The organism is Streptomyces sp. Xyl84 (assembly GCF_059731885.1).
Map to the genome: position 1 here is coordinate 4,307,898 of NZ_AP029182.1, position 22,733 is coordinate 4,330,630.

The following is a 22,733-nucleotide window of genomic DNA, read 5'->3' on the forward strand; positions in this document are numbered from 1 at the left end:
CTCACGAACGAGCCGAAAGGAACGCCCGATGCGCACCACCGTCGGCATCATCGGAGCCGGTCCGGCCGGCCTGCTCCTGGCCCGGCTGCTCCACGGCGCCGGCATCGACTCGGTCGTCCTGGAGAGCCGTGACCGCGCCTACGTCGAGCAGCGCCAGCGCGCCGGGATCCTGGAGCAGGGCACCGCGGACGTGCTGCGCGCGGCCGGGGCGGGGGAGCGGATGGACCGGGAGGGGCTGCGGCACGACGGCATCGAGCTGCGGTTCGCCGGGCGCCGCCACCGCGTCGACTTCCCCGGTCTGACCGGCGGGCGGTCGGTGATGGTGTACGCCCAGACGGAGGTCTGCAAGGACCTCATAGCCCTCCAGCTCGCCGAGGGCGGCCCGCTGCTGTTCGAGGCGGAGGCGCTGGCCGTGGAGGGCGCGCAGAGCGACCGTCCCGTGGTCCGCTTCCGGCACGAGGGACGCGAGGACGTCCTGGAGTGCGACTACGTCGTCGGCTGCGACGGCCATTGGGGGGTGGCGCGCAAGGCCGTGCCCGCCGCGCTCTCCCAGGTGTTCGAGCGGACGTACCCCTTCGGCTGGCTCGGCATCCTCGCCGACGTCGCCCCCTCCCACGACGAACTCGTCTACGCCCGCCACGAGCGCGGTTTCGCCCTGCTGTCCATGCGGTCCCCCGCCGTCTCCCGCCTCTACCTCCAGGTGCCCGCCGGCACCGACGCCGGGGCCTGGCCGGACGAGGAGATCTGGGACGAGCTGGAGCGCCGGTTCGAGACCCGTGACGGCTGGCGGCTGGCCCGCGGACCGGTCACCCAGAAGTCGGTGACCCCCATGCGGTCCTACGTCCACGAACCCATGCGCCACGGCCGGCTCTTCCTCGCCGGGGACGCCGCCCACATCGTCCCGCCGACCGGCGCGAAGGGGCTGAACCTCGCCGTCGGCGACGTCGTCACCTTCGCGCGGGCGCTGGCGCACGAGCGGGAGACCGGCTCCGCCGAACTGCTGGACGCCTACTCGCAGACCTGCCTGCGGCGGGTCTGGCAGGCCGAGCGGTTCAGCTACGACATGACGGCCATGCTGCACCGCTCGCCGCAGGCCACCGCCTTCGAGGAGCGCCTGCAACTGGCGCGGCTGGAGCGGATCGCCTCCTGCCGCGCGGCCGGGACGGACCTCGCCGAGGGCTACACCGGCTTCCCCCTCGGCTGACCCCGGCCGCCGCCGGGTCCCCCGTCCGGGGGAAGCTGATCTCCGGCTGGTTCCGGACAGGTCGCAGGTCGGTCATGAATGGCCCCGGCCGTCGCCGGGAATCACCCGCCCGCGTAGCGTGTTCCGCAGCAGAACGAGGGAAAGATCCTTCCCAGGTAGTAGGGTCGATCCTTTGCCGTTCCATTACTCTTGAGCCAAGGCCGCGACGTGCGGCCATGGAGGAGTGAGATGAGGAGCAGAAACCCGGTCTTCTCGCGACGGGGGTTCAGCCGCGACAACGGCTACGCGGGCTTCAACACCGCGCCGCAGGCCGGGGGCCCCGCAGTCGGCACGCAGGGCGGCCCGTCCCCGCAGGGCGATCCGTACGCCCCGCAGGGCGGCAACCCCTACGCGCAGAACCCTTACGCTCAGAACCCCTACGCCCAGCAGGACCTGCAGTACGGTGCGCCGCCGCAGGCCCCGTCCGCCGCCGGCCGCATGACGATGGACGACGTCGTCACCCGTACGGCGTCCACCCTCGGCGTGCTGGTCGTCACGGCCGCGCTCGCCTGGGCGCTGCTGCCGGTCGACGACGCGCACATCAGCCGTTCCTACGGCCTCGGGGTCGGCGCCGCGCTGATCGCGATGGTGCTGGGCTTCGTCCAGTCCTTCAAGCGCAAGGCCTCGCCCGCGCTGATCCTGAGCTACGCGGCCTTCGAGGGCGTCTTCCTCGGCGTGGTCTCCAGCGTCGTCGACAACCGCATCGCCAGCGGCGCCGCCATGCAGGCCGTGATCGGCACGATGGCGGTCTTCGCCGCCGTCCTGGTCGCCTACAAGGCGGGCTGGATCCGCGTCAACCGCCGGTTCTACGGCTTCGTGATGGCCGCCGCGCTCGGCTTCGTGCTGCTGATGGTGGTCAACACCCTGTTCGCCGTGTTCGGCGGCGGCGACGGCCTCGGCTTCCGCAGCGGCGCCCTCGGTGTCGTCTTCGGCGTCATCGGCGTCCTGCTCGGCGCCTGCTTCCTCGCCCTGGACTTCAAGCAGGTCGAGGACGGGGTCGCCTACGGCGCCCCGCGCGAGGAGGCCTGGCTCGCGGCCTTCGGCCTCACCCTGACGCTGGTGTGGATCTACATGGAGTTCCTGCGGCTCATCGCGATCCTCAACAGCAACGACTAGCCCCTCACCCGCCGCGCGGCGGGGAGACGGTACGGGCAAGGGCCCCGGCTTCGGCCGGGGCCCTCGCGCGTGTACGGGCGCACCGCCTGCGCGTCCACCCGTCAGAGCAGTTTGCGCGCAGCCCTTCTCAGATCGAACTCGTGGATGATCGCCTTCGCGTGGCCGTACGCGAGGTTGTGCTCCTGGCGGAGCCAGCTGAGCCGCTCCTCGAAGCAGAGGGCGGGGCCTTCTTCGACGGTGCGCAGCCAGTCGGAGACCTCACGACCGGTGCACTGGGGGATGCGGGCGAGCAGATTGCGGTGGGTCTCTTCGGAGAAGACTTGGGACATCGGCGCCTCCGGACGCTTTCGAAGCCGGTCCTTCACGTCACCGTGCCTGAGCGGCGCCGCGTTGGCAACAGTCCGGGTGCGGCGCGTAGTCTCGCGGCGTGGTGGACACGACATCTCTGACCCGGGCAGTGGATCACTTCGCCGACCGTCTGAGGGCGGCTCCGCAGAGCCGGCTCCAGCGCGCGGGCGCCGCCGAGGCTCTGGGGCTGGCCAGGGAGTTCGCCCGGCGGGCGCAACTGCTGGAGGATCCCGGGGCCGAGCCGCGCGAGATGCCCGACGCCGGGATGTTCGCGGCGGCGGACCAGGTGACCGTCGCCGGACACGATCTGGCGCTCCTGCTCACCAGCGAGGCCGAGGTCGAGGAGGCGGTACGGCTGGTGGAGGAGGCACAGAAACGCGCGGGCGTGTGACCGCCCGCGCGACGAGGACACCGCAACCGCCGGTCAGAGCGAGGCGATGACCCGGTCCGCCAGGATGTACACGTTCTCCTCGCCGCAGGCGAAGGTGAGGGTGTAGGCGCCCGACACGCCCGAGCCGCCCAGCAGCACCGGGGACTCGCCCGCCTGCAGCGCCGCGGCCAGCCGCTCCGCGGTCTCGCGGTGGCCCGGGGTCATGCACAGCGTCGTGCCGTCGGCGAAGACGTACACATCGAGGGTGCCCAGCGGACCCGGGCGGACGTCGGTCAGCGCCACCCGCGCGTCGGCCAGCTCCTCCAGTGTGGCGACAGTGCGCTCGTGGTCGCCCACGACCGGGGAGGGGTGCGGGGTGAAGTCCGGATGCGAGGGGTGGCGGCGGCGGGCCGCGGCCAGCTCCGGGGAGTCGCCCGCGGTGCCGGCGGCCGGGTCCTTGCCGGACAGACCGGAGAACTCGTCGGCCTCCGCGCCGGACTCGGTCACCGGCTCCAGGTACTCCAGGCCGGCCAGGTCGGCCTGGCGCGGCAGGAACAGCTCGCTGTCGGGCAGCCCGAGCAGGGAAGGGGTGTCGGCGGCGTCCCGGGCCTCCTGGGCGGCCCAGAAGGCGCGCGCCTCGGCGAGTTCCCGCTCCCGTTCCTCCGCGAGCGCCTGGACCACGGCGGTGCGTATCTGCTCGGTGTCCGCGTGCCCGCGGGCGGCGGGCAGCAGGGCGCGTGCGGTGACGGCGTGGTTCTCGGCGAGCTGGTCCTGCAGGGCCGTGACCTGGCGGCGCAGGGCGAAGAGGGTGCGCAGGACGGCGACACCCACGGCGCCGGTGGCGGCCGTGGTGACCAGCAGGGCGATGGGCATGGCGCTCACTGACGTACTCCCGGGTTCATGGTCGACCCCCGACTTCCTACATCAGCTTGAAGGGTGGACTATCAAGCTGTCAGTGCGTAACGTCACGAAACGGACAGGAATGTGGCGCGCGGGACGCTTGAGCCGCCTGGGGGGCCATCGCTGACCTGCAGAGATCTCCTCCCCGAGGGAGATAGGTCACACTCTGGGGGAGATTGGATCACAGAACGGCCCGGAATCCGGGAGTTTTCCGGATTCCGGGCCGCTCGTTCACGGTGGGTGCTATGGCGGCCACTGACGGTGCATCAAGTGGCCGTGCGGGTGGGGCGGGAGGGTCAGCTGAGGCGCTCGACGACCATCGCCATGCCCTGGCCTCCGCCGACGCACATCGTCTCCAGACCGAACTGCTTGTCGTGCCACTGCAGGGAGTTGATCAGCGTGCCGGTGATGCGGGCGCCGGTCATGCCGAAGGGGTGGCCGACCGCGATGGCGCCGCCGTTGACGTTGAGCTTGTCGAGGTCGATGCCGAGCTCGCGGTAGGAGGGGATCACCTGGGCGGCGAACGCCTCGTTGATCTCCACCAGGTCGATGTCGCCGATGGTCAGGCCGGCCCGCTGCAGCGCCTGCTTGCTGGCCTCGACCGGGCCGAGGCCCATGATCTCCGGGGACAGGCCGGAGACGCCGGTGGAGACGATCCGGGCGAGCGGGGTCAGGCCCAGCTCGCGGGCCTTGGTGTCGGACATGATGACGAGCGCGGCGGCCCCGTCGTTGAGCGGGCAGCAGTTCCCGGCGGTGACCAGGCCGTCGGGGCGGAAGACCGGCTTGAGCCCGGCCACGCCCTCCATGGTCACGCCGGCGCGCGGGCCGTCGTCCTTGCCGACGACCGTGCCGTCGGGCAGCGACACCGGGGTGATCTCCCGCTCCCAGAAGCCGTTCTTGATGGCCTGCTCGGCCAGGTTCTGCGAGCGGACGCCGAACTCGTCCATGTCCTGGCGGGTGACGCCCTTGAGCCGGGCCAGGTTCTCGGCGGTCTGGCCCATCGCGATGTAGGCGTCCGGGACCAGGCCGTCCTCGCGCGGGTCGTGCCAGGTCGTGCCCTCCTGCTCGGCGACGGCGGCGGTACGGGCCTCCGCCTCGGCGAAGAACGGGTTGTGCGTGTCCGGCAGGCTGTCGGAGTTGCCCTTGGTGAAGCGGGAGACCATCTCGACGCCGGCCGAGATGAACACGTCGCCCTCGCCCGCCTTGATGGCGTGCAGCGCCATGCGGGAGGTCTGCAGGGATGAGGAGCAGTAGCGGGTGATCGTGCAGCCGGGCAGGTGGTCCATGCCCATCTGCACGGCGACGATCCGGCCGAGGTTGTTGCCCTGCTCGCCGCCGGGCAGACCGCAGCCGAGCATCAGGTCGTCGATGTCCCGCGGGTCCAGCTCGGGGACCTTGGCGAGCGCGGCCTGGATGATCGTGGCGGTGAGGTCGTCCGGGCGCAGGTCCTTGAGGGAGCCCTTGAAGGCGCGGCCGATGGGCGAGCGGGCGGTCGAGACGATGACGGCTTCGGGCATCACGGCTCCACGGGAGGGGGAGAGGACGGGCAGGGCTGGATGGGAAGTTACCCGTACGTATGGTCCTGGTCACGGGGATGGCGGTGTGACCCTGACCGCAGTTTTCTAAGCGCTTGCTTTGCTGCGCGGCGGACGATCGGCGCGACGGTGCCGCGCCGCCGGCCGCAGGTCCACGGCGGCGCGCTCACGCCGAGGGGGTGACCTGGGCCGGGCCGGGTTCCGTGACCCGCCGGCGCCGGCGGCGTTTGAGGAGAGCCCAGGGGCCGCGCGGGCCGGTCGGCATCGCGGCCGTGACCTCCGTGCCCGCCTCGGACGCCGCCTCCGCCGCCGCCCGCGCCACCGGCAGGAAGCCCTCGCGCCGCGACACGTCCGGCCGTTCCTCCTCCGCCGGCCACAGGCCGAGCGCCGCGCACACCGTCGGCAGCACCGCCATCGCCGCCGTGGCGTACCCCTCGGCGGACGGGTGGTAGTTGTCGGGGCCGAACAGCTCGCGCGGGTTGGCCGCGAACTCCGGGCCCAGCAGGTCGCCCAGCGACACGGTGCGGCCGCCCTGCTCCACCACCCCGATCGTCTGCGCCGCCGCCAGTTGCCGTGAGGCGCGCCGGGCCAGGTAGCGCAGCGGCTGCTGCACCGGCTCGATCGTGCCCAGGTCGGGGCAGGTGCCGACCACCACTTCCGCCCCGGCCGTGCGCAGCCGCCGTACCGCCGCCGACAGATGGCGCACCGAACGCGTCGGCGGCATCCGGTGGGTGACGTCGTTCGCGCCGATCATGATCACGCAGACGTCCGGCACCTGGTCCGGGCCGGCCAGCACCAGGGCCACCTGGCGGTCCAGGTCGTCGGAGCGGGCGCCGGGCACCGCGACGTTGCGCAGCCGCACCGGACGCTCGGCCACCGCCGCCAGCCCGGACGCCAGCAGCGCGCCCGGGGTCTGCCCGGCCCGGTGGACGCCCTGCCCGGCGGCCGTGGAGTCACCGAGCATGGTCAGCCGCAGCGGCGCTGCGCCGGGGGTGTCGTAGACCTGGCCGTACAGACCGGCGGCGACCGGTACGTGGTTGTCCGTGCCGTTGCCCACATGGCGTCTGGCCATCTGCACCTCGGCCACCAGCAGCCCCACGGCGGCGGCCCCGACCAGCCCCAGCCCGCCGCCCCCGTACGCCGCGCCGGCCGCGATCCGCCGGGCCGCCCGCGCCCTCGACATGCTCGTCATGCCGCCGCCACCTCCCGCATAGCCGTCCACCCAGTCCTTGCCCCGTACCGACCGTCGCCCAATCTCGACAGGGAGTGAACAGCCGCCCCGGGCGGAGTCCCAGCCTTTAGGCTGGCCGAACCACCACGACCACACCTTTTGCAGCGACCGGAGACAACGGTGCGATTCCACGACTCGATGATCAGCCTCGTCGGCAACACCCCGCTGGTACGGCTCAACAGCGTCACCAAGGGCATCAAGGCGACCGTCCTGGCCAAGGTCGAGTACTTCAACCCGGGCGGCTCCGTGAAGGACCGCATCGCCCTGCGCATGATCGAGGCGGCCGAGAAGAGCGGCGAGCTGCGGCCGGGCGGCACCATCGTCGAGCCGACCAGCGGGAACACCGGGGTCGGCCTGGCCATCGTGGCCCAGCAGAAGGGCTACAAGTGCATCTTCGTCTGCCCGGACAAGGTCTCCACCGACAAGATCAACGTGCTGCGCGCCTACGGGGCGGAGGTCGTGGTGTGCCCGACGGCCGTGGCGCCCGAGCACCCGGACTCCTACTACAACGTCTCCGACCGCCTCGTGCGTGAGACCCCCGGCGCCTGGAAGCCCGACCAGTACTCCAACCCCCACAACCCGCTCTCGCACTATCACTCCACCGGCCCCGAGCTGTGGGAGCAGACCGAGGGGAGGATCACCCACTTCGTGGCGGGCGTCGGCACCGGCGGCACCATCTCCGGCACCGGCCGCTACCTCAAGGACGTCAGCGACGGCCGGGTCAAGGTGGTCGGCGCCGACCCCGAGGGCTCGGTGTACTCCGGCGGCTCCGGGCGGCCGTACCTCGTCGAGGGCGTCGGCGAGGACTTCTGGCCCACCGCCTACGACCGGGACGTGGCCGACGAGATCGTCGCCGTCTCCGACAAGGACTCCTTCCAGATGACCCGCCGCCTGGCCAAGGAGGAGGGCCTGCTGGTCGGCGGCTCCTGCGGCATGGCGGTCGTCGCGGCGCTTGAGGTGGCCGAGCGGCTCGGCCCGGACGACGTCGTCGTGGTGCTGCTGCCGGACAGCGGACGCGGGTACCTCTCGAAGATCTTCAACGACGAGTGGATGGCCGACTACGGCTTCCTGGAGGACGAGGGCCCGAGCGCCCGCGTCGGCGACGTGCTCAGCGACAAGGAGGGCGGCTCCATCCCCTCCCTCGTCCACATGCACCCGGACGAGACGGTCGGTCAGGCCATCGAGGTGCTGCGGGAGTACGGCGTCTCGCAGATGCCCATCGTGAAGCCCGGCGCCGGTCACCCCGACGTCATGGCCGCCGAGGTGGTCGGCTCCGTCGTCGAACGCGAGCTGCTGGACGCCCTGTTCACCAAGCGGGCCTCGCTGGAGGACCCGCTGGAGAAGCACCTGTGCGCCCCGCTGCCGCAGGTCGGCTCGGGCGAGCCGGTCGCCGACCTCATGACGGTGCTCGGCACCGCGGACGCGGCGATCGTCCTGGTGGAGGGCAAGCCGACCGGTGTGGTCAGCCGTCAGGACCTGCTGGCCTTCCTCGCCAAGGGCGGCAAGCAGTAGCGGACGCCCGGCGCGAGCAGGGGCGGACGCCCGGTGAACGGGGGCGGTCCGGCCCAGGGGAACGCGCGGTGACCTGCGGCCGAGGGGCGGTCGCGCAAGCGCTACGCGCGTGTCACGTGCCCGCAGCACCCGCTTAACACGCGTCCGGCACAGTGGTGGTTGTCGGCAGGGAGGCGGGGCCACCGCCCGGGCGTCACAACACGCTCCGGGAAGGCGCTTCCTCCGGGCCGGCGACCCGATACGGCGTCAAGGACAACCGGAGCGGCTCCCGGACCTCCATGGACGCCCCGGACGCAGGGCCCGGCCTGACCCGGCCCGCGTCCCCCGCGGGGACCGCCGTCGTCCCGCCCCCCAGTGCTGGGGGTGCGGCGGTCCCCGCGCACCTCTCCCGCGGCGGTCCCGCGCACCTTCCCCAGCGGCGCCGCGCGGGCCGGCCGCGCGCCCTGCCTGGTGTCAGCCGTCCGCAGTGCCTGTTTGCCCGGTGCCGGTTGCCCGCCGTGGCCGCCTGCCCGGTGTCGGCCGACCGCCGCGCCGCCCGCCCGGTGCCGGCCGGCCGCCGTGCCTGCCCGGCGTCAGTCGTCCCAGTCGTCGTTCCCGGAGGGGCGGCGGCGCCGGCCGAAGAGGCCCGGGTTCGTCCGGGCGGCCTGGACGGCGTTGACGCCGACGATCCCGGCCCAGGCGACGATCAGACCGGGCAGGTGGGCGGTGCCGGCACCGATGGCGGAGAGCGGCACGGCCAGCACCAGGGAGACGATGCCGAAGCCGAAACGCTCGCCGAAGGAGTCGGTGGCCCGGGGCGAGCGGGCGCCGCGGGTCGCCGTCATCTGCTGCTCGGCGAGGTGACGTCGCAGGCGGCGCTCCACGGCGCCGTCGATGCGCTGGTCGACCTTCTCCAGGAACGAGTCGACCAGCGCGGACTCGTACTCGGCGCCCAGTTCCCCGCGGGCCTGCAGGGTGGCGTTGAGGTCCCTCTTCAGATCGGTGTCCCGCGTGTCCATTCCGGTCATGCCGACCAGGCTAGGGAGCGCGGCGGCCCGGCGCACTGGGGCTAGCCCCCCTGCTCGCCGGGGGCCGGCCGCCGTCGGCGTCACCCGGACTGCGGCTGCGGCGGGCACGCCGACGGCGGTGGCCGTCGCAACGGCCCCGGGTCGGGGCCGGTCCGCGGGCGCAGGGGTCGCGCGCACCGCGTCCGTCCACGATTAGCACGCGCACGGTCACCCACCGCGGTGACCGGGCGACACTTGGTGGTTCCCTTGCCCGGCCTGTATGACTTCATGCAGAGTTCTTGGTGTCTGAATACCAACTGGTCGGGGAGTACTCTCCCGGGGCGTCGACGACTTCTGGAGGGGGAGCACGTCATGAGCGTGACCGACAGCCCTGCCGCACGGCTGCAGGCGCTCTTCGAGGGGCACCGGCTCACGCCGACCCAGCGGCGCATCGCGCACAGCATGGTCCGGCGCGCCGCCGAGGTGCCGTTCCTGTCCAGCGTCGAGCTGGCCGAACTCGCCGGGGTCAGCCAGCCGTCGGTCACCCGCTTCGCGGTCGCCCTCGGCTTCGACGGCTACCCGGCGCTGCGCCGGCACCTGCGCGAGGTGGCGCCCGCCGAACCGGCGGACCGCCCCGCCTCGGCCAACGAGTACCAGCAGGCCGTCGAGGCGGAGATCGAGAACCTCCGCCACCTGGCCGAGGCCCTGGCCGACCCGGGGCCGGTGCAGGAGGCGGGCCGCCTCCTGGCCGCCTCGCGCCCGCTGCCGGTCCTGGGCCTGCGGGCCGCCGCCTCCCAGGCGTACGGCTTCGCGTACTTCGCCGCCAAGGTGCACCCGGACGTACGGCTGCTCGACGAGGGCGGCACGATGATCCAGGACCGCATCGACGGCGCCGTCCGGGCCGGTGCGTCGGCGCTGCTGTGCTTCGCGCTGCCGCGCCACCCGCGCGAGGTGGTGGAGACCCTCGCCTACGCCCGGCAGGCCGGTCTGGCCGTCGTCACCGTCGCCGACTCGGCGTTCGCGCCGGTCGCCCGCCACTCCGACCTGCTGCTGCCCGCGGCCGTCGGCACCGGACTCGCCTTCGACACCGCCTGCGCGCCCATGCTGCTGGGCCGGGTGCTCCTGGAGGCCATGTGCGACGACCTGCCCGACGCGCAGGCACGGCTGGAGGAGTTCGACGCGAAGGCGGCGGCCCGCGGACTGTTCGAGGACTGAACGGCCCGGGATGGGCCGGGCGATGGACGGAGCGGTGGGCCGGGCGGTGGACGGGTCGGCGCCGGCGGTGCCGCGCCCGGCCCGCGAGGTGCGCGCGCGCTCTGATCTCTCGGTTCGCGGGCTCGTGCTCTCAGACTCGTCTCACGAACGCTCGCTAGCCTCCCGCCCGGACCGACCGGAGGGTGCCGGGGAGAGAAGGAGGCAGCACGTGGCACGCGGAACGCGCGGGGACCGTGGGGGCCGAGGAGAGGGTGGAGACCGTGGCGGACGGGGGCTGGCCCGGGTGGCCGTCGTCGTCCGGGCCGGGGCGGCACCTATGTGGTGGCTGGGGGTGGTCGCGGCGGGGGCCGGAGCGCTGCCGCCGGGGCTGACCGGGCGGCGGATCGGGGTGCTGTCGGGGGCCGCGCTGTTCCTGGTGGCCGCGGCCGTCGTGGCCTGCGCGCGGCGCCGCCGCTACCTCGCGCTCGCCCGGGGTGCCGCCCGAGCCGGACGGCACGACGTGCTCCAGGACCGCGCGGTCAGCGTCCGCGCCTGGCGCCGGGGGCACCGCTGGTGGCTGCTGCTGGCGTTCGCGGCCGCGCTGGGCAGTTCCTTCGCCCTGCCGGCGGCCGGCGGCATGCTCCTGGCGGGCGCCGGGACCGGGCTGTGGCTCAAGGCCGCCTGGCTCGGACGGCGCGAACGGGCCGGGGACGCGCTGCTGTGGGTGCGCGTGGACTGGCTCGGCCGGGACGGCGGGCGCCCGGCGGGCAAGGCGGTCAGGGCCTACCGCAGCACGGGCATCGCGGCGGGCGACGCGGCCCCCGGAGGGACCCGCCGCCGCACCGCGGCACTCGTCTAGTACGGCCTCGCCCCGAGCCGGCGGCCTGCTCCGCTACGGCCTCTCGGCACACCGGCGGCCCGTACGGCCCGGGACGGGGGAGACTCCGAGCCGTCCGGCTCGGGGCTGCGGTCCGGCTCGGGGCTGCCGCCTGGCTCGGGGCTGCGGTCCGGCTCGGGGCTGCCGCCTGGCTCGGGGCTGCGGTCCGGCTCGGGCGCGCCGTCCGGCTCGTGCCCGCCGTCCGGCTCGTGCCCGCCATCCGGCTCGGGTCCGGTCTGCCGCGGCTCAGACCTCCAGGTCCTCCTCGATGCGCTTGAGCTGGTGGCGGGCCATCGCCAGGTTGGCCCGCTTCGCGTCCAGCACGAGGTAGAGGAAGAGCCCGTTGCCGCCGCGCCCGCTGATCAGGCGGATCACGTGGTACTGGTCGGACAGGGTGATCAGGATGTCCTCGATCTGCCCCTTGAGGCCGAGGTGCTCCATGGTGCGCATCTTGGCCCGTACGACATCGGTGTTGCCGGCGGCGGCGACGTTCAGGTCGAAGGTCTTGCTGCCGCCCATCGTGCCCAGCGCCATACCGGTGGTGTAGTCGACGAGCGCTACTCCGGTGGCGCCCTCGATGGAGGCGAGCGCTTCCTTCAGGCAGGTCTCGGTGTTGGCCATGGCCGTCTCTCCTTTTTCCTTCGTCAGCTTTCGGTGGTGGCGGTGCCGGCGGGCGCGTGAGTGCCCGGCGGGGTGCCTGGGGTGTCTGGGGTGGCGGGACCGCCGGGGGTGGCGTCCGGTCCCGCGTCGGTTGCGGCGCCTGGTGCGGCGCCCGCGGTGGGTGAGGCCGGTTCCGTGGGTTCGGTGGTCGCGGCAGCCGGGGTGGTGCGGGGCGCGCGCGGGATCCTCGTCCGCAGGGGGGCGGGGCGCGCGGGCGGTTTCGCCGGCCTGGCCGGGGCCCTGCCGGGGACGGCCGCCGCCGCCCCGGCGTCGACCAGTTCGCCGATACGGGCCCCGGCCCGGCGGCCCTCCAGGTGGAGGCGGCCGACGTTGACGCGGTCCTCGGCGAGCAGTGTCAGCACGGCGCCGTGTCCCGCCGCGTAGGTGGCGACGTAGCCGTGCGCGCCCCGTACCAGCAGTTCTCGCAGCCCGCCCCGGCCGGTCACGTCCGCCAGGCGGACCGCCACACCCAGCGCGGTCGCGGTCAGGGCCGCCACGCCCTCCGGTTCCACGCCCGGGGTGTCGTGGGCCAGGACCAGGCCGTCGACGCTCGCCGCGAGCGCGCCGGTGAGCTGGGGCACGCGCGCCCTCAGCCGCCGCAGTTCCTCCAGGATCTCGGGCTCGGCTGCCATCCGGTGTCTCCTCTCAAAGGGCCTCCAGCGCATCCCTGAGCCTCTTCAGCAGCGTGATGTGGGGGTCGGTGCCCGGCGCCGGCTGCGTGAGCCAGGGGTCAGCGGGACCGGCGGGCGACGGCAGGGCGGCCGTGGGCCCGGTGTCCCCCGGTCCGGTGTCCGGGGGGCCGGTGTCCGTGAGCCGGGTGTCCGGGGTGCCGGGGGAGGCGGGCATCGGCGCCGCGTACGGGTCCGGCGGGCCGGGCGGCCCGGGCGGTGGGTCCGGCCGCCGCTGTGGTGCGAGGAGGCCCGCGGCGGCCAGGCGCCGCACGTCCACCAGGGTGTGGAACGCCTGCCGCCCCAGGTCCCGGGCCAGGTCGGCGGCGGTCCGGGTGCCGTCGACCAGGTCCAGCAGGGCCCGCTGACGGGCGGTCAGGCGCGGGGCGGCGGTGGCGGAGGTCCGCAGCAGCGGGGCGCTGTCCGGCCGCGCGTCGGGCCAGATGCGGTCCAGCAGCGCGCGCCGGCGCAGGGTCGCGCGCTCCAGGGCGTCGACCGGGACCGTCGGGACGGTGCCGGGCCGGTGGGCGGGCCCGTAGCGGAAGCGGCCCGGGGTGCTGCTCGGGGCGAGGACGAAGTAGGCGGCGTCGTAGAGGGTGCCGAGGTGGCACAGGTGCAGGGCGCCCTCGGTGAGGTGGCCGTCGGCCAGCAGGACCTGCGCCGCGCCCGGCGGGCCGCCGGCCCGGGAGACGGCGTCCCGCCAGACCTCGGGGCGCAGCGTGCCGTGGGTGGTGAGGAGTATGTCCAGTCCGGGGGCCAGCGGGCTCTCGGCGTGTGCCACGCGGCCCTCGTCGAGGTGGAGCGTGCCGCGTTCGCGGACGAGGAGGCCGGTGGCCCGCTCGGCCGCCAGGCGGGTCAGCATCGGTGAGACGCCGCCCCAGGCCCGCTCGCTGTCCGCCCTGTCCCGCACCGGCAGCGGGGGAGGAGTGTCGACCACGGTCATCCCAGCACCAGCCGCTCCGCCAGCTCACCCAGGCGTATGCGGGCGAGGGCGAGGTTGCCCTCCGCGCGGGTCAGCCACAGGTGCAGGAACACACTGCTGTCGAAGGTGGTGTCCACGAAGCGCAGCAGGTGGTAGCTGTCGCGGTTGCTGACGATCAGGTCCTCGACCGGCGGGCGGTCACCTCCTCCGGGGTCGTCGGCGGCGGCGAACGCGCCGTGTTCCGCGGCCAGCCGGGCCAGTTCCGCGGCTTCCGCCGCGGTGGTCTCGTGGTCGCCGCCCGGGGGTTCCCCGACGGCGCCCAGGGCCAGCCCGCTCGTCCAGTCGACCAGCGCGGCACCCCGCGCTCCGGGCAACCGCATGGCTTCCAGCAGGCACTCGTCGATTCCGGGCACGGTCGTTCCCCTCCCGCCTGGGGTTTCGGCTGAGTGAGGAAGACGCTACGCAGGGTGTGCGGGGGCGGTGGGGGTTACGGCATTTTCCAGTGGAACATGCGCCCGAGGAACTAACGTGGGTCGGCTGACCCCGGCAACACGCCCCCTGCACACGGCAGTACGCCCCTCGCGGCAGCGGGCCACCCCCTGTCGGCCTGCCCTCCCTCGGCGGCAGGCCCCCCGGCAGGCCCCCCGGCAGGCCACCCCCCCCGGCAGTACGCCCCCACGTGGCAGTACGCCCCCCCGGCGGCACGCCTTCCCCCGGCAGCAGGCCTCCCGGCAGCCCGCCCACCCCTGCCCGCCGCTCTCGCCGCAGGCCCTGGGCCGTCCTCCCGGACGGCGCCCCCACCTGGGCCAACCGGCCCCGCGCCCACGGGCCCCCTGCTGGCCCCCCGGCCCCCTCCACGCCTCGTCCGCCCCGCGCCCCCTCGCGCCGCGATCCGCCCGGACCCCGCAGGGCGCGCCCCCGTGTCGCCCCCGTGATGTATTGACTAGTTCTATTCAACGGGTCAGGATGTGAATAGAAGCCGTAACAGTCCCTCGGGAGCAACCGCCAGGAGGCAGACCATGTCAGGACCCCGCCCCGTTCGAGCACCGCGCGGCACGGAACTGAGCGCCCTGGGATGGCAGCAGGAGGCCGCCCTGCGGATGCTGCAGAACAACCTCGACCCCGAGGTCGCCGAGCACCCCGACAAGCTCGTCGTCTACGGCGGCACCGGCAAGGCCGCCCGCGACTGGCGCTCCTTCGACGCCATGGTCCGCACCATGAAGACCCTCAAGGCCGACGAGACCATGCTCGTGCAGTCCGGCCGCCCCGTCGGCGTCATGCAGACCCACGAGTGGGCCCCGCGCGTCCTGATCGCCAACTCCAACCTCGTCGGCGACTGGGCCAACTGGGAGGAGTTCCGCCGCCTGGAGGCCCTCGGCCTGACCATGTACGGGCAGATGACCGCCGGCTCCTGGATCTACATCGGCACCCAGGGCATCCTCCAGGGCACCTACGAGACCTTCGCCGCCGTCGCCGCCAAGAAGTTCGGCGGCACGCTCGCCGGGACCATCACCCTCACCGCCGGCCTCGGCGGCATGGGCGGCGCCCAGCCGCTCGCCGTGACGATGAACGACGGTGTCGCCATCTGCATCGACTGCGACCCGCGCGCCATCGACCGCCGTATCGAGCACCGCTACCTCGACGTGCGGGCCGACAGCCTGGAGCACGCCCTCCAGCTCGCCACCGAGGCCCGCGACCAGCGCAGGCCGCTGTCCATCGGCGTCCTCGGCAACGCCGCCGAACTGGTCCCGCAGCTCCTCGCCATGAGCGCGCCCATCGACATCGTCACCGACCAGACCAGCGCCCACGACCCGCTGGCCTACCTGCCCGTCGGCGTCGCCTTCGAGGACATGGCCGACGCCGCCGCCAAGGATCCGGCCGGCTTCACCACCCGCGCCCGCGAGTCGATGGCCAGGCACGTCGAGGCCATGGTCGGCTTCCAGGACGCCGGGGCCGAGGTCTTCGACTACGGCAACTCCATCCGCGGTGAGGCGCAACTGGCCGGGTACGAGCGGGCGTTCGCCTTCCCCGGCTTCGTCCCCGCCTACATCCGCCCGCTGTTCTGCGAGGGCAAGGGCCCCTTCCGCTGGGCCGCCCTGTCCGGCGACCCCGCCGACATCGCCAAGACCGACAAGGCGATCCTGGACCTCTTCCCGGAGAACGAGTCCCTGGCCCGCTGGATCAAGATGGCCGGCGAGCGCGTCCACTTCCAGGGACTGCCCGCCCGTATCTGCTGGCTCGGCTACGGCGAGCGCGACAAGGCCGGCGAGCGCTTCAACGACATGGTCGCGAGCGGTGAGCTGGCCGCGCCGATCGTCATCGGCCGCGACCACCTCGACTGCGGCTCCGTCGCCTCCCCGTACCGCGAGACCGAGGCCATGCTCGACGGCTCCGACGCCATCGCCGACTGGCCGCTGCTGAACGCCATGGTCAACGTGGCCTCCGGCGCCTCCTGGGTGTCCATCCACCACGGCGGCGGCGTCGGCATGGGCCGCTCGATCCACGCCGGCCAGGTGACGGTCGCCGACGGCACGAAGCTCGCGGGGGAGAAGATCCGCCGCGTCCTCACCAACGACCCCGGCATGGGCGTCATCCGGCACGTGGACGCCGGGTACGACATCGCCGACTCCGTCGCCGCCGAGCGCGGCGTGCGCGTGCCGATGCGTGAGGGTGAGGGCGCGTGACCGTGCGGGACGGCGGGCGCGAGGGCGGCCGGCCGGCGGTACCCGGAACCCGGCCCCCGGGCGCGGGTCCCGCCGCGTCCGCCCTCCCCGCCGGGCCTGCGGCGAGCGCCGGCCCGGCGGGGACCCCGGGCGCGGCGCGGAACGACTCCGCTCCGCGCGCAGGGGGCGCCGGCGCGTCCTTCCACGAGATGTGGCGCGACCTCGCCCCCATCGGGCGGCACGCCGGGTCCGGCGGCTACCGGCGCTTCGCCTGGACCGGGGCCGACGCCGAGTGCCGGGCCTGGTTCGAGGAGCAGGCCCGTTCGCGCGGACTGGCCTACGAGGTGGACCGCAACGGGAACCAGTGGGCCTGGCTCGGTGACCCGGCCGCCGGGGACGCCGTCGTGGCCGGGTCACACCTGGACTCCGTACCCGACGGCGGGGCCTTCGACGGGCCCCTCGGGGTGGTGTCGGCGTTCGCCGCGCTCGACGAACTGCGCCGCAGGGGAGCACAGTTCGGCAAGCCGCTGGCCCTCGTCAACTTCGGTGACGAGGAGGGCGCCCGGTTCGGGCTCGCCTGTGTCGGCTCGCGGCTGACCGCGGGGCAGCTCACCGTCGAGCAGGCGCACCGGCTCACCGACGGCGACGGGACCACGCTGCCCCGCGCCATGGAGGCCGCCGGCTACGACCCGGACGCCATCGGCCCGGACCCGGAACGCCTCTCCCGCATCGGCGCCTTCGTCGAACTCCACGTCGAACAGGGCCGGTCCCTGGACCTGACCGGCGACCCGGTCGGCGTGGCCAGCGCGATCTGGCCGCACGGGCGGTGGCGGTTCGACTTCCGCGGCGAGGCCAACCACGCCGGCACCACCCGGCTGGCCGACCGGCGCGATCCGATGCTGTCGTACGCAGAGACGGTGCTCGCCGCCCGCCGCGAGGCCGAACTCGCCGGTGCGGTGGCCACCTTCGGCAAGATCGCCGTGGAGCCGAACGGTGTCAACGCGATCCCGTCCCTGGTGCGCGGCTGGCTCGACTCCCGCGCCGCCGACCAGGCCACCCTGGACACGGTCGTCGCCGGCGTGGAGGAGGCGGCCCGCGCCTGCGCGGCGGCGCACGGCGTCGACCTCGACGTGGTCCGCGAGTCCTTCACGCCCGTCGTCGAGTTCGACCACGCCCTGCGCGACGAACTCGCCCGCATTCTCGGTCACCGCACCGGCCTGAAGGTGCCCGTCCTCGGCACCGGGGCCGGACACGACGCCGGAATCCTGTCCGGGAGCATCCCGACCGCCATGCTGTTCGTGCGCAACCCCACCGGTGTCTCGCACTCCCCGGCCGAGTTCGCCGCCGAGGACGACTGCGTGGCCGGGGTGCGTGCCCTGGCCGACGTACTGGAAGGACTGGCCTGCACGTGACCACCACCGAGCGGACACGGACGTACTGGCTGGAGCACGCCTGGCTCGGCACGCACGTCGAGCCGGACGTGGCGCTCGACGTGCGCGACGGCCGCATCGCGGCCGTCCGCACGGGGGTCGCCGCCCCGCCGCCGGGCGCCGAACCCCTGCGGGGCCTCACGCTCCCCGGCCTGGCCAACGCGCACAGCCACGCCTTCCACCGGGCCCTGCGCGGCACCGTCCAGGTCGGCTCCGGCACCTTCTGGACCTGGCGCGAGGTCATGTACGCCACCGCCGACCGGCTCACCCCGGACACCTACCGGGCCCTGGCCCGCGCGGTGTACGCCGAGATGGCGCTCGCCGGGATCACCGCCGTCGGCGAGTTCCACTACGTCCACCACGCCCCGGGCGGCGCCCGCTACGCCGACCCGAACGCGATGGGCGAGGCCCTGGTCGAGGCCGCCGCCGAAGCCGGCATCCGCATCACCCTCCTCGACACCTGCTATCTCTCCGCCGGCTTCGGGCAGCCGCCCGACGGGCACCAGGCCCGCTTCTCCGACGGGACGGCCGAGGCCTGGGCCGAACGCTGTTCAGTTCTCAAGGAACGGGATCACGCGCGGATCGGTGCCGCCGTCCACTCGGTGCGGGCGGTGCCCGCGCGGGAACTGGCCACGGTGGCGCGCTGGGCCGAGGAACGGCGGGCCCCGCTCCACGTCCACCTCTCCGAGCAGACCGCGGAGAACGACGCCTGCCTGCACGCCCACGGATGCACCCCCACCCGGCTGCTGGCCGACCACGGTGTCCTCGGCCCGCGCACCACCGGCGTGCACAACACCCACCTCACCGAGGACGACATCGCCCTGCTCGGCACCACCGGCACCGGCACCTGCATGTGCCCGACCACCGAACGGGACCTCGCCGACGGCATCGGCCCGGCCCCCGCCCTCCAGCGCGCCGGCTCCCCCCTCAGCCTCGGCTCCGACAGCCACGCCGTCATCGACCTGTTCGAAGAGGCCCGCGCGATGGAGCTGAACGAGCGCCTGCGCAGCCGCACCCGCGGCCACTGGACGGCCGCCGCCCTGCTGCGCGCGGCCACCGGGGACGGTCACGCCGCCCTCGGCTGGGACGACGCGGGCAGCCTCACCGCCGGCGCCCTCGCCGACTTCACGACGATCGCGCTGGACTCGGTCAGGACAGCGGGGCCGCTGCCACGGCTGGGCGCCGAGACGGCCGTATTCGCCGCGAGCGCGGCGGACGTGCGCCATACGGTCGTGGGCGGGCGCCATGTCGTACGCGACGGGGCGCACGCCCTGGTCCCCGACGTGCCGTCAGAGCTGGCCGCCGCGGTCGAAGCCCTGCGCGGCTGAACCCCACCGTCATCCCCGAGGACACCATGAGCAGCAGGAACGCCGGCAGCAGCACCGGCACCAGCACCGTCATCACCAACATCGCCACGCTCGTCACCAACGACCCCTCCCTCGGCGACACGCCGTCCCCCCTCGGCCTGGTCCGGGACGCGGCCGTCGTCATCGAGGGCGACCGCATCGCGTGGACCGGTGAATCAAGCAAAGCACCCGCCACTGACAACCGGGTCGACGCGGGCGGCCGGGCGGTGCTGCCGGGCTTCGTGGACTCCCACTCCCACCTGGTCTTCGCGGGCGACCGCACCGAGGAGTTCAACGCCCGGATGTCCGGCCGGGCCTACAGCGCCGGCGGCATCCGCACCACGGTCGCCGCCACCCGCGCCGCCGGCGACGGGGAACTGGAGGCCAACCTCACCCGTCATCTCGCCGAGGCCCTGCGGCAGGGCACGACCACGTTCGAGACGAAGTCCGGCTACGGCCTGACCGTCGCCGACGAGTCCCGCGCCCTGCGCATCGCCGCCGCGCACACCGACGAGGTCACCTACCTCGGCGCCCACATCGTCCCCCCGGACTACGCCGAGGACCCGGCGGCCTACGTGGAGCTGGTCACCGGCGAGATGCTGGAGGCGTGCGCGCCGCACGCCCGCTGGATCGACGTCTTCTGCGAGAAGGGCGCCTTCGACGGCGACCAGGCCCGTGCGATCCTCACCGCCGGCCGGGCGAAGGGACTGCACCCGCGCATCCACGCCAACCAGCTGTCCTACGGCCCTGGTGTGCAGCTCGCCGTGGAGCTGGACGCGGCCAGCGCCGACCACTGCACCCACCTGACGGACGCGGACGTCGACGCCCTGGCGCACAGCGACACCGTCGCCACGCTGCTGCCCGGCGCCGAGTTCTCCACCCGCGCCCAGTGGCCCGACGCCCGCCGTCTGCTGGACGCGGGGGCCACGGTCGCCCTGTCCACCGACTGCAACCCGGGCTCGTCGTACACCTCGTCGGTGCCGTTCTGCATCGCGCTCGCCGTACGGGACATGGGCATGACGCCCGACGAGGCGGTGTGGTCGGCGACGGCGGGCGGGGCGGCGGCCCTGCGCCGCACCGACGTCGGCCGCCTCGCGCCCGGCGCCCGCGCCGACCTGCTCGTCCTGGACGCCCCGAGCCACGTCCACCTGGCCTACCGTCCGGGCGTGCCCCTGGTGAGCCAGGTGTGGCGACGCGGCGTGCGCGAGGTCTGAACCGGGAACCGGCCCCCCCCGGGCGGGAGGCCGGACCGGCGCTCACTCCTCGACCGTCAGCGCCTTGCGCAGCCGTACCAGCGTCCGCGACAGCAGCCGTGAGACGTGCATCTGGGAGATGCCCAGCTCCTCGCCGATCTCCGACTGGGTCATGTTGGCGACGAACCGCAGCGAGAGGATCTTCCGGTCCCGCGCGGGCAGTTCGGCGATCAGCGGCTTGAGCGACTCGACGTACTCGATGCCCTCGATCCCGTGGTCCTCGTAGCCGATACGGTCCGCGAGGGTTCCCTCGGAGTCGTCGTCGTCCGGCTGCGCGTCCAGCGACGAGGCGGTGTAGGCGTTGGACGCGGCCATGCCCTCCACCACCTCGTCCTCGGTCAGACCGAGGTGGTGGGCCAGCTCCGCCACCGTGGGGGCGCGGTCGAGGCGCTGGGCCAGTTCGTCACCGGCCTTGGCCAGGTCGAGCCGCAGCTCCTGCAGCCGGCGCGGCACGCGCACGGACCACGAGGTGTCCCGGAAGAAGCGCTTGATCTCGCCGATGATGGTAGGCATCGCGAAGGTGGGGAACTCGACGCCGCGGGAGAGTTCGAAGCGGTCGATCGCCTTGATCAGGCCGATGGTGCCGACCTGGATGATGTCCTCCATCGGCTCGCTGCGGGAGCGGAAGCGGGAGGCGGCGAACTTGACCAGCGCCAGGTTGAGTTCGACGAGGGTGTTGCGGACGTACGCGTACGCGTGCGTGCCTTCCTCGAGGGACTCCAGCCGCTCGAAGAGGGTCTTGGACAGGGCCCGCGCGTCGTCCGGGGCCACTTCGTCGTACGGGGGGATGTCAGGGAGCCCGGCCAGTGCGGCGGGCGGCTCTCCTGCCGGTGCGGCGGCGGGGCCGCTGCGCCCGGCGCGTACGCCGTCGTCGGGGGCGATGGGATCGAGGGGGTCCGGAGGGAGTGTCGACGTCGCCGTCTGGGTATGCGAGGCGTCGAGCCGGGGTGACATGATGTCCTCCATCGTTCTCGGCATATGGCTGCCGAAGCCAGTTCGTGCACTGCGGTGTGCGGCGCCTCCAAAGCCGGCCGTGTCGGTTACGTGTCCCTACTAGCCCTACCCGCTTTCCCGACACGACCGCAAGTGCGTTCTGTGGACATATGTCCGTTTGTGTGCGGTTGTTCGGGTGTCGGAGCGGTCAGGGAAGGCGTAGTGTTCGAGGGCGTCAGTCAGCAGCCAAGACTCCGGGAGTGAGAGACGGCATGGACCGCGGGACGGTCGGCAGTGCACAGTCGGGCCGGCTTCTGGTGGAAGTGCGGCAAGAGGGCTCCAGCGCCGTGGTGACACCGGCGGGCGAACTGGACCATCACACGGCGGACCTGCTGCGTGAGCCGCTCGAGGCGTGCGTCGACAAGGGGCGCTCGCGCCTGGTGGTGGACTGCTCCCGGCTGGAGTTCTGTGATTCCACGGGACTGAACGTGCTGCTGGGGGCGCGCCTGAAGGCGGAGGCGGCCGGGGGAGGTGTGCACCTGGCGGGCATGCTGCCGGTGGTGGCGCGGGTGTTCGAGATCACAGGGGCGGACGCGGTCTTCACCGTGCACGACACGCTGGAGGACGCCTTGGCCGACGACACCGGCCCGGTCAGCGGAACCGGCTGAAACCGACGGCGGTGCCGTCATCGTCTCCTCTTCCGTGCTCTTGCTCCTTCCTGCTCCTTCCGCGCGGCTTCGCAGGCCGCCCGGAACCCCTCCGGCCGGCCCGCCGGACCTGATCCGCACCGGGCGCCGCAAAACAGGTGGTGTTCCGAGGGATCGGTCGGGCAGGAGCATCGTGAAACGGATCGACCGGTGGCGTACCGGCCATGTACGAACGTGGTGACTTTTGAATCGTGAACTGGTGAATCGGTGAGGTGAAGCGCTGATGAGCACCACCCGGCCTTGTTCGCCGGGCGACCGTGGCCCGGAGCCCAGCGGCGCTTCCGGGGCGTCCGAGGGGGACGTGCCGGCCGACGACGCCTCCGCAGCAGGGGGTGCGACGGCCGTGCCGGCGACCCCGTCGGGGGGCCGCCAGGTCCGCAGACTGAGCTTCGACGGCGCGAGCGGCGTCGTACCGCTGGCCCGTGACTTCGCCCGTCAGGCGCTGTACGCGTGGGGGTGGCTGCCCGCCGCGTCCGCCGACCGGCGCGCCGCCGCCGAGGACGTGCTCCTCGTCGTCTCCGAACTGGTCACCAACGCCTGCCTGCACGCCGAGGGTCCGGAACGGCTGGAGATCGCCTGCGACAACAAGGTGATCCACATCGAGGTGTCGGACCGCGGTTCGGGTCAGCCCGCGCCGCGCACCCCGCACCGGGCCGGCCGCCCCGGCGGCCACGGCATGTTCATCGTCCAGCGCCTGTGCCTGGACTGGGGCGTGATCCGCGTCCCGGGCACGGCGGGCAAGAAGGTGTGGGCGGAGCTGGGCGCACCGGCGTAGGTCCAGGACAGGACCTGGCCGCGCGCCCGCCCGCGCGAACCCCCTGGGGGCTCGCGCGGGGGCG

Annotated in this window: 22 protein-coding genes; 12 read left to right on the forward strand and 10 right to left on the reverse strand. The window is 73.7% G+C overall.

Features of this window, described 5'->3' with window-relative positions:
• The first annotated feature begins 28 nt into the window (after nucleotides 1-28).
• Together AC6I72_RS18775 and AC6I72_RS18780 are read left to right on the forward strand one after the other, a co-directional pair.
• The gene (locus tag AC6I72_RS18775; RefSeq protein ID WP_498002118.1) at nucleotides 29-1,204 is read left to right on the forward strand and encodes a 4-hydroxybenzoate 3-monooxygenase; all 1,176 of its coding nucleotides are present in this window, start codon (nucleotides 29-31) and stop codon (nucleotides 1,202-1,204) included.
• Between the two features lie 228 nt (nucleotides 1,205-1,432).
• Nucleotides 1,433-2,359, forward strand: coding sequence for a Bax inhibitor-1/YccA family protein (locus AC6I72_RS18780; protein ID WP_498002120.1), 927 nt, complete (start codon nucleotides 1,433-1,435; stop codon nucleotides 2,357-2,359).
• Between the two features lie 101 nt (nucleotides 2,360-2,460).
• On the opposite strand, the gene AC6I72_RS18785 is transcribed toward AC6I72_RS18780, so the two are convergent.
• Nucleotides 2,461-2,688, reverse strand: a complete 228-nt coding sequence (locus tag AC6I72_RS18785) for a DUF4287 domain-containing protein (protein WP_498002121.1) — start codon at nucleotides 2,686-2,688, stop codon at nucleotides 2,461-2,463.
• Between the two features lie 98 nt (nucleotides 2,689-2,786).
• On the opposite strand from AC6I72_RS18785, the gene AC6I72_RS18790 reads away from it, so the two are divergent.
• Nucleotides 2,787-3,098, forward strand: coding sequence for a hypothetical protein (locus AC6I72_RS18790; RefSeq protein WP_234438407.1), 312 nt, complete (start codon nucleotides 2,787-2,789; stop codon nucleotides 3,096-3,098).
• 33 nt (nucleotides 3,099-3,131) lie between these two features.
• Here the strand turns inward: AC6I72_RS18790 and AC6I72_RS18795 are convergent, their stop codons facing one another.
• The 3 genes from AC6I72_RS18795 to AC6I72_RS18805 all read right to left on the reverse strand — a co-directional run bounded on the left by AC6I72_RS18795 (nucleotide 3,132) and on the right by AC6I72_RS18805 (nucleotide 6,704).
• A complete protein-coding gene (locus AC6I72_RS18795; RefSeq protein WP_498002123.1) occupies nucleotides 3,132-3,959 on the reverse strand; it encodes a hypothetical protein in 828 nt (275 codons plus the stop codon).
• Nucleotides 3,960-4,273: 314 nt separating this feature from the next.
• Nucleotides 4,274-5,494: an acetyl-CoA C-acetyltransferase gene (locus AC6I72_RS18800; protein ID WP_498002125.1), complete on the reverse strand. Its 1,221-nt coding sequence runs from the start codon at nucleotides 5,492-5,494 to the stop codon at nucleotides 4,274-4,276.
• 184 nt (nucleotides 5,495-5,678) lie between these two features.
• A complete protein-coding gene (locus AC6I72_RS18805; RefSeq protein ID WP_498002127.1) occupies nucleotides 5,679-6,704 on the reverse strand; it encodes an SGNH/GDSL hydrolase family protein in 1,026 nt (341 codons plus the stop codon).
• A 159-nt stretch (nucleotides 6,705-6,863) separates the two neighbouring features.
• Between AC6I72_RS18805 and AC6I72_RS18810 the strand changes: the two genes are divergently transcribed.
• Entirely contained in the window at nucleotides 6,864-8,255 is a 1,392-nt protein-coding gene (locus AC6I72_RS18810) for a cystathionine beta-synthase (protein ID WP_498002129.1), read from the forward strand.
• A 572-nt stretch (nucleotides 8,256-8,827) separates the two neighbouring features.
• Here AC6I72_RS18810 and AC6I72_RS18815 read toward each other — a convergent pair.
• Entirely contained in the window at nucleotides 8,828-9,253 is a 426-nt protein-coding gene (locus tag AC6I72_RS18815; protein WP_498004734.1) for a hypothetical protein, read from the reverse strand.
• A 360-nt stretch (nucleotides 9,254-9,613) separates the two neighbouring features.
• Here AC6I72_RS18815 and AC6I72_RS18820 point away from each other — a divergent pair, with 360 nt between their 5' ends.
• Nucleotides 9,614-10,456, forward strand: coding sequence for a MurR/RpiR family transcriptional regulator (locus tag AC6I72_RS18820; protein WP_366728064.1), 843 nt, complete (start codon nucleotides 9,614-9,616; stop codon nucleotides 10,454-10,456).
• Between the two features lie 316 nt (nucleotides 10,457-10,772).
• On the forward strand, nucleotides 10,773-11,294 hold the full coding sequence (locus AC6I72_RS18825) for a hypothetical protein (protein WP_498004735.1): 522 nt from the start codon (nucleotides 10,773-10,775) through the stop codon (nucleotides 11,292-11,294).
• 264 nt (nucleotides 11,295-11,558) lie between these two features.
• On the opposite strand, the gene AC6I72_RS18830 is transcribed toward AC6I72_RS18825, so the two are convergent.
• The 4 genes from AC6I72_RS18830 to AC6I72_RS18845 are packed head-to-tail and all read right to left on the reverse strand — an operon-like array spanning nucleotide 11,559 to nucleotide 13,975.
• A complete protein-coding gene (locus tag AC6I72_RS18830; protein WP_037852885.1) occupies nucleotides 11,559-11,933 on the reverse strand; it encodes a roadblock/LC7 domain-containing protein in 375 nt (124 codons plus the stop codon).
• Between the two features lie 23 nt (nucleotides 11,934-11,956).
• Nucleotides 11,957-12,604, reverse strand: coding sequence for a roadblock/LC7 domain-containing protein (locus AC6I72_RS18835; RefSeq protein ID WP_498002130.1), 648 nt, complete (start codon nucleotides 12,602-12,604; stop codon nucleotides 11,957-11,959).
• Between the two features lie 13 nt (nucleotides 12,605-12,617).
• Nucleotides 12,618-13,583: a hypothetical protein gene (locus AC6I72_RS18840; protein WP_498002131.1), complete on the reverse strand. Its 966-nt coding sequence runs from the start codon at nucleotides 13,581-13,583 to the stop codon at nucleotides 12,618-12,620.
• Nucleotides 13,580-13,975, reverse strand: coding sequence for a hypothetical protein (locus tag AC6I72_RS18845; RefSeq protein ID WP_498002132.1), 396 nt, complete (start codon nucleotides 13,973-13,975; stop codon nucleotides 13,580-13,582). Before AC6I72_RS18845 ends, AC6I72_RS18840 begins: the two co-directional genes overlap by 4 nt.
• A 606-nt stretch (nucleotides 13,976-14,581) precedes the next feature.
• On the opposite strand from AC6I72_RS18845, the gene hutU reads away from it, so the two are divergent.
• The 4 genes from hutU to hutI are packed head-to-tail and all read left to right on the forward strand — an operon-like array spanning nucleotide 14,582 to nucleotide 20,215.
• The gene (gene hutU, locus AC6I72_RS18850) at nucleotides 14,582-16,246 is read left to right on the forward strand and encodes a urocanate hydratase (protein WP_498002134.1); all 1,665 of its coding nucleotides are present in this window, start codon (nucleotides 14,582-14,584) and stop codon (nucleotides 16,244-16,246) included.
• Nucleotides 16,243-17,637 (forward strand): allantoate amidohydrolase, encoded by a 1,395-nt coding sequence (locus AC6I72_RS18855; protein WP_498002136.1) that lies wholly within the window; start codon nucleotides 16,243-16,245, stop codon nucleotides 17,635-17,637. The genes hutU and AC6I72_RS18855 overlap by 4 nt, the downstream gene beginning before the upstream one ends.
• Nucleotides 17,634-18,983, forward strand: coding sequence for a formimidoylglutamate deiminase (locus tag AC6I72_RS18860; RefSeq protein WP_498002138.1), 1,350 nt, complete (start codon nucleotides 17,634-17,636; stop codon nucleotides 18,981-18,983). Before AC6I72_RS18855 ends, AC6I72_RS18860 begins: the two co-directional genes overlap by 4 nt.
• Before the next feature lie 26 nt (nucleotides 18,984-19,009).
• Nucleotides 19,010-20,215, forward strand: coding sequence for an imidazolonepropionase (gene hutI, locus AC6I72_RS18865; RefSeq protein ID WP_037852893.1), 1,206 nt, complete (start codon nucleotides 19,010-19,012; stop codon nucleotides 20,213-20,215).
• Nucleotides 20,216-20,257: 42 nt separating this feature from the next.
• Here hutI and AC6I72_RS18870 read toward each other — a convergent pair whose 3' ends face one another.
• Complete coding sequence (locus AC6I72_RS18870; RefSeq protein WP_498002140.1) at nucleotides 20,258-21,220, reverse strand: RNA polymerase sigma factor SigF; 963 nt, start codon at nucleotides 21,218-21,220, stop codon at nucleotides 20,258-20,260.
• Nucleotides 21,221-21,459: 239 nt separating this feature from the next.
• Between AC6I72_RS18870 and AC6I72_RS18875 the strand changes: the two genes are divergently transcribed.
• Nucleotides 21,460-21,855, forward strand: a complete 396-nt coding sequence (locus tag AC6I72_RS18875; RefSeq protein ID WP_498002142.1) for an STAS domain-containing protein — start codon at nucleotides 21,460-21,462, stop codon at nucleotides 21,853-21,855.
• A 262-nt stretch (nucleotides 21,856-22,117) separates the two neighbouring features.
• Nucleotides 22,118-22,669, forward strand: coding sequence for an ATP-binding protein (locus AC6I72_RS18880; protein WP_498002143.1), 552 nt, complete (start codon nucleotides 22,118-22,120; stop codon nucleotides 22,667-22,669).
• Nucleotides 22,670-22,733 lie beyond the last annotated feature (64 nt).

What these genes read in the sequence shown, in the direction of transcription:
- AC6I72_RS18820 (WP_366728064.1), top strand. Translation starts at nt 9,614, where the DNA reads ATGAGCGTGACCGACAGCCCTGCCGCACGGCTGCAGGCGCTCTTCGAG.
- AC6I72_RS18830 (WP_037852885.1), bottom strand. Translation starts at nt 11,933, where the DNA reads ATGGCCAACACCGAGACCTGCCTGAAGGAAGCGCTCGCCTCCATCGAG.
- AC6I72_RS18785 (WP_498002121.1), bottom strand. Translation starts at nt 2,688, where the DNA reads ATGTCCCAAGTCTTCTCCGAAGAGACCCACCGCAATCTGCTCGCCCGC.
- AC6I72_RS18825 (WP_498004735.1), top strand. Translation starts at nt 10,773, where the DNA reads ATGTGGTGGCTGGGGGTGGTCGCGGCGGGGGCCGGAGCGCTGCCGCCG.
- AC6I72_RS18775 (WP_498002118.1), top strand. Translation starts at nt 29, where the DNA reads ATGCGCACCACCGTCGGCATCATCGGAGCCGGTCCGGCCGGCCTGCTC.
- AC6I72_RS18880 (WP_498002143.1), top strand. Translation starts at nt 22,118, where the DNA reads ATGAGCACCACCCGGCCTTGTTCGCCGGGCGACCGTGGCCCGGAGCCC.
- AC6I72_RS18870 (WP_498002140.1), bottom strand. Translation starts at nt 21,220, where the DNA reads ATGGAGGACATCATGTCACCCCGGCTCGACGCCTCGCATACCCAGACG.
- hutI (WP_037852893.1), top strand. Translation starts at nt 19,010, where the DNA reads ATGAGCAGCAGGAACGCCGGCAGCAGCACCGGCACCAGCACCGTCATC.
- hutU (WP_498002134.1), top strand. Translation starts at nt 14,582, where the DNA reads ATGTCAGGACCCCGCCCCGTTCGAGCACCGCGCGGCACGGAACTGAGC.
- AC6I72_RS18815 (WP_498004734.1), bottom strand. Translation starts at nt 9,253, where the DNA reads ATGGACACGCGGGACACCGATCTGAAGAGGGACCTCAACGCCACCCTG.
- AC6I72_RS18840 (WP_498002131.1), bottom strand. Translation starts at nt 13,583, where the DNA reads ATGACCGTGGTCGACACTCCTCCCCCGCTGCCGGTGCGGGACAGGGCG.
- AC6I72_RS18805 (WP_498002127.1), bottom strand. Translation starts at nt 6,704, where the DNA reads ATGACGAGCATGTCGAGGGCGCGGGCGGCCCGGCGGATCGCGGCCGGC.
- AC6I72_RS18780 (WP_498002120.1), top strand. Translation starts at nt 1,433, where the DNA reads ATGAGGAGCAGAAACCCGGTCTTCTCGCGACGGGGGTTCAGCCGCGAC.
- AC6I72_RS18800 (WP_498002125.1), bottom strand. Translation starts at nt 5,494, where the DNA reads ATGCCCGAAGCCGTCATCGTCTCGACCGCCCGCTCGCCCATCGGCCGC.
- AC6I72_RS18835 (WP_498002130.1), bottom strand. Translation starts at nt 12,604, where the DNA reads ATGGCAGCCGAGCCCGAGATCCTGGAGGAACTGCGGCGGCTGAGGGCG.
- AC6I72_RS18875 (WP_498002142.1), top strand. Translation starts at nt 21,460, where the DNA reads ATGGACCGCGGGACGGTCGGCAGTGCACAGTCGGGCCGGCTTCTGGTG.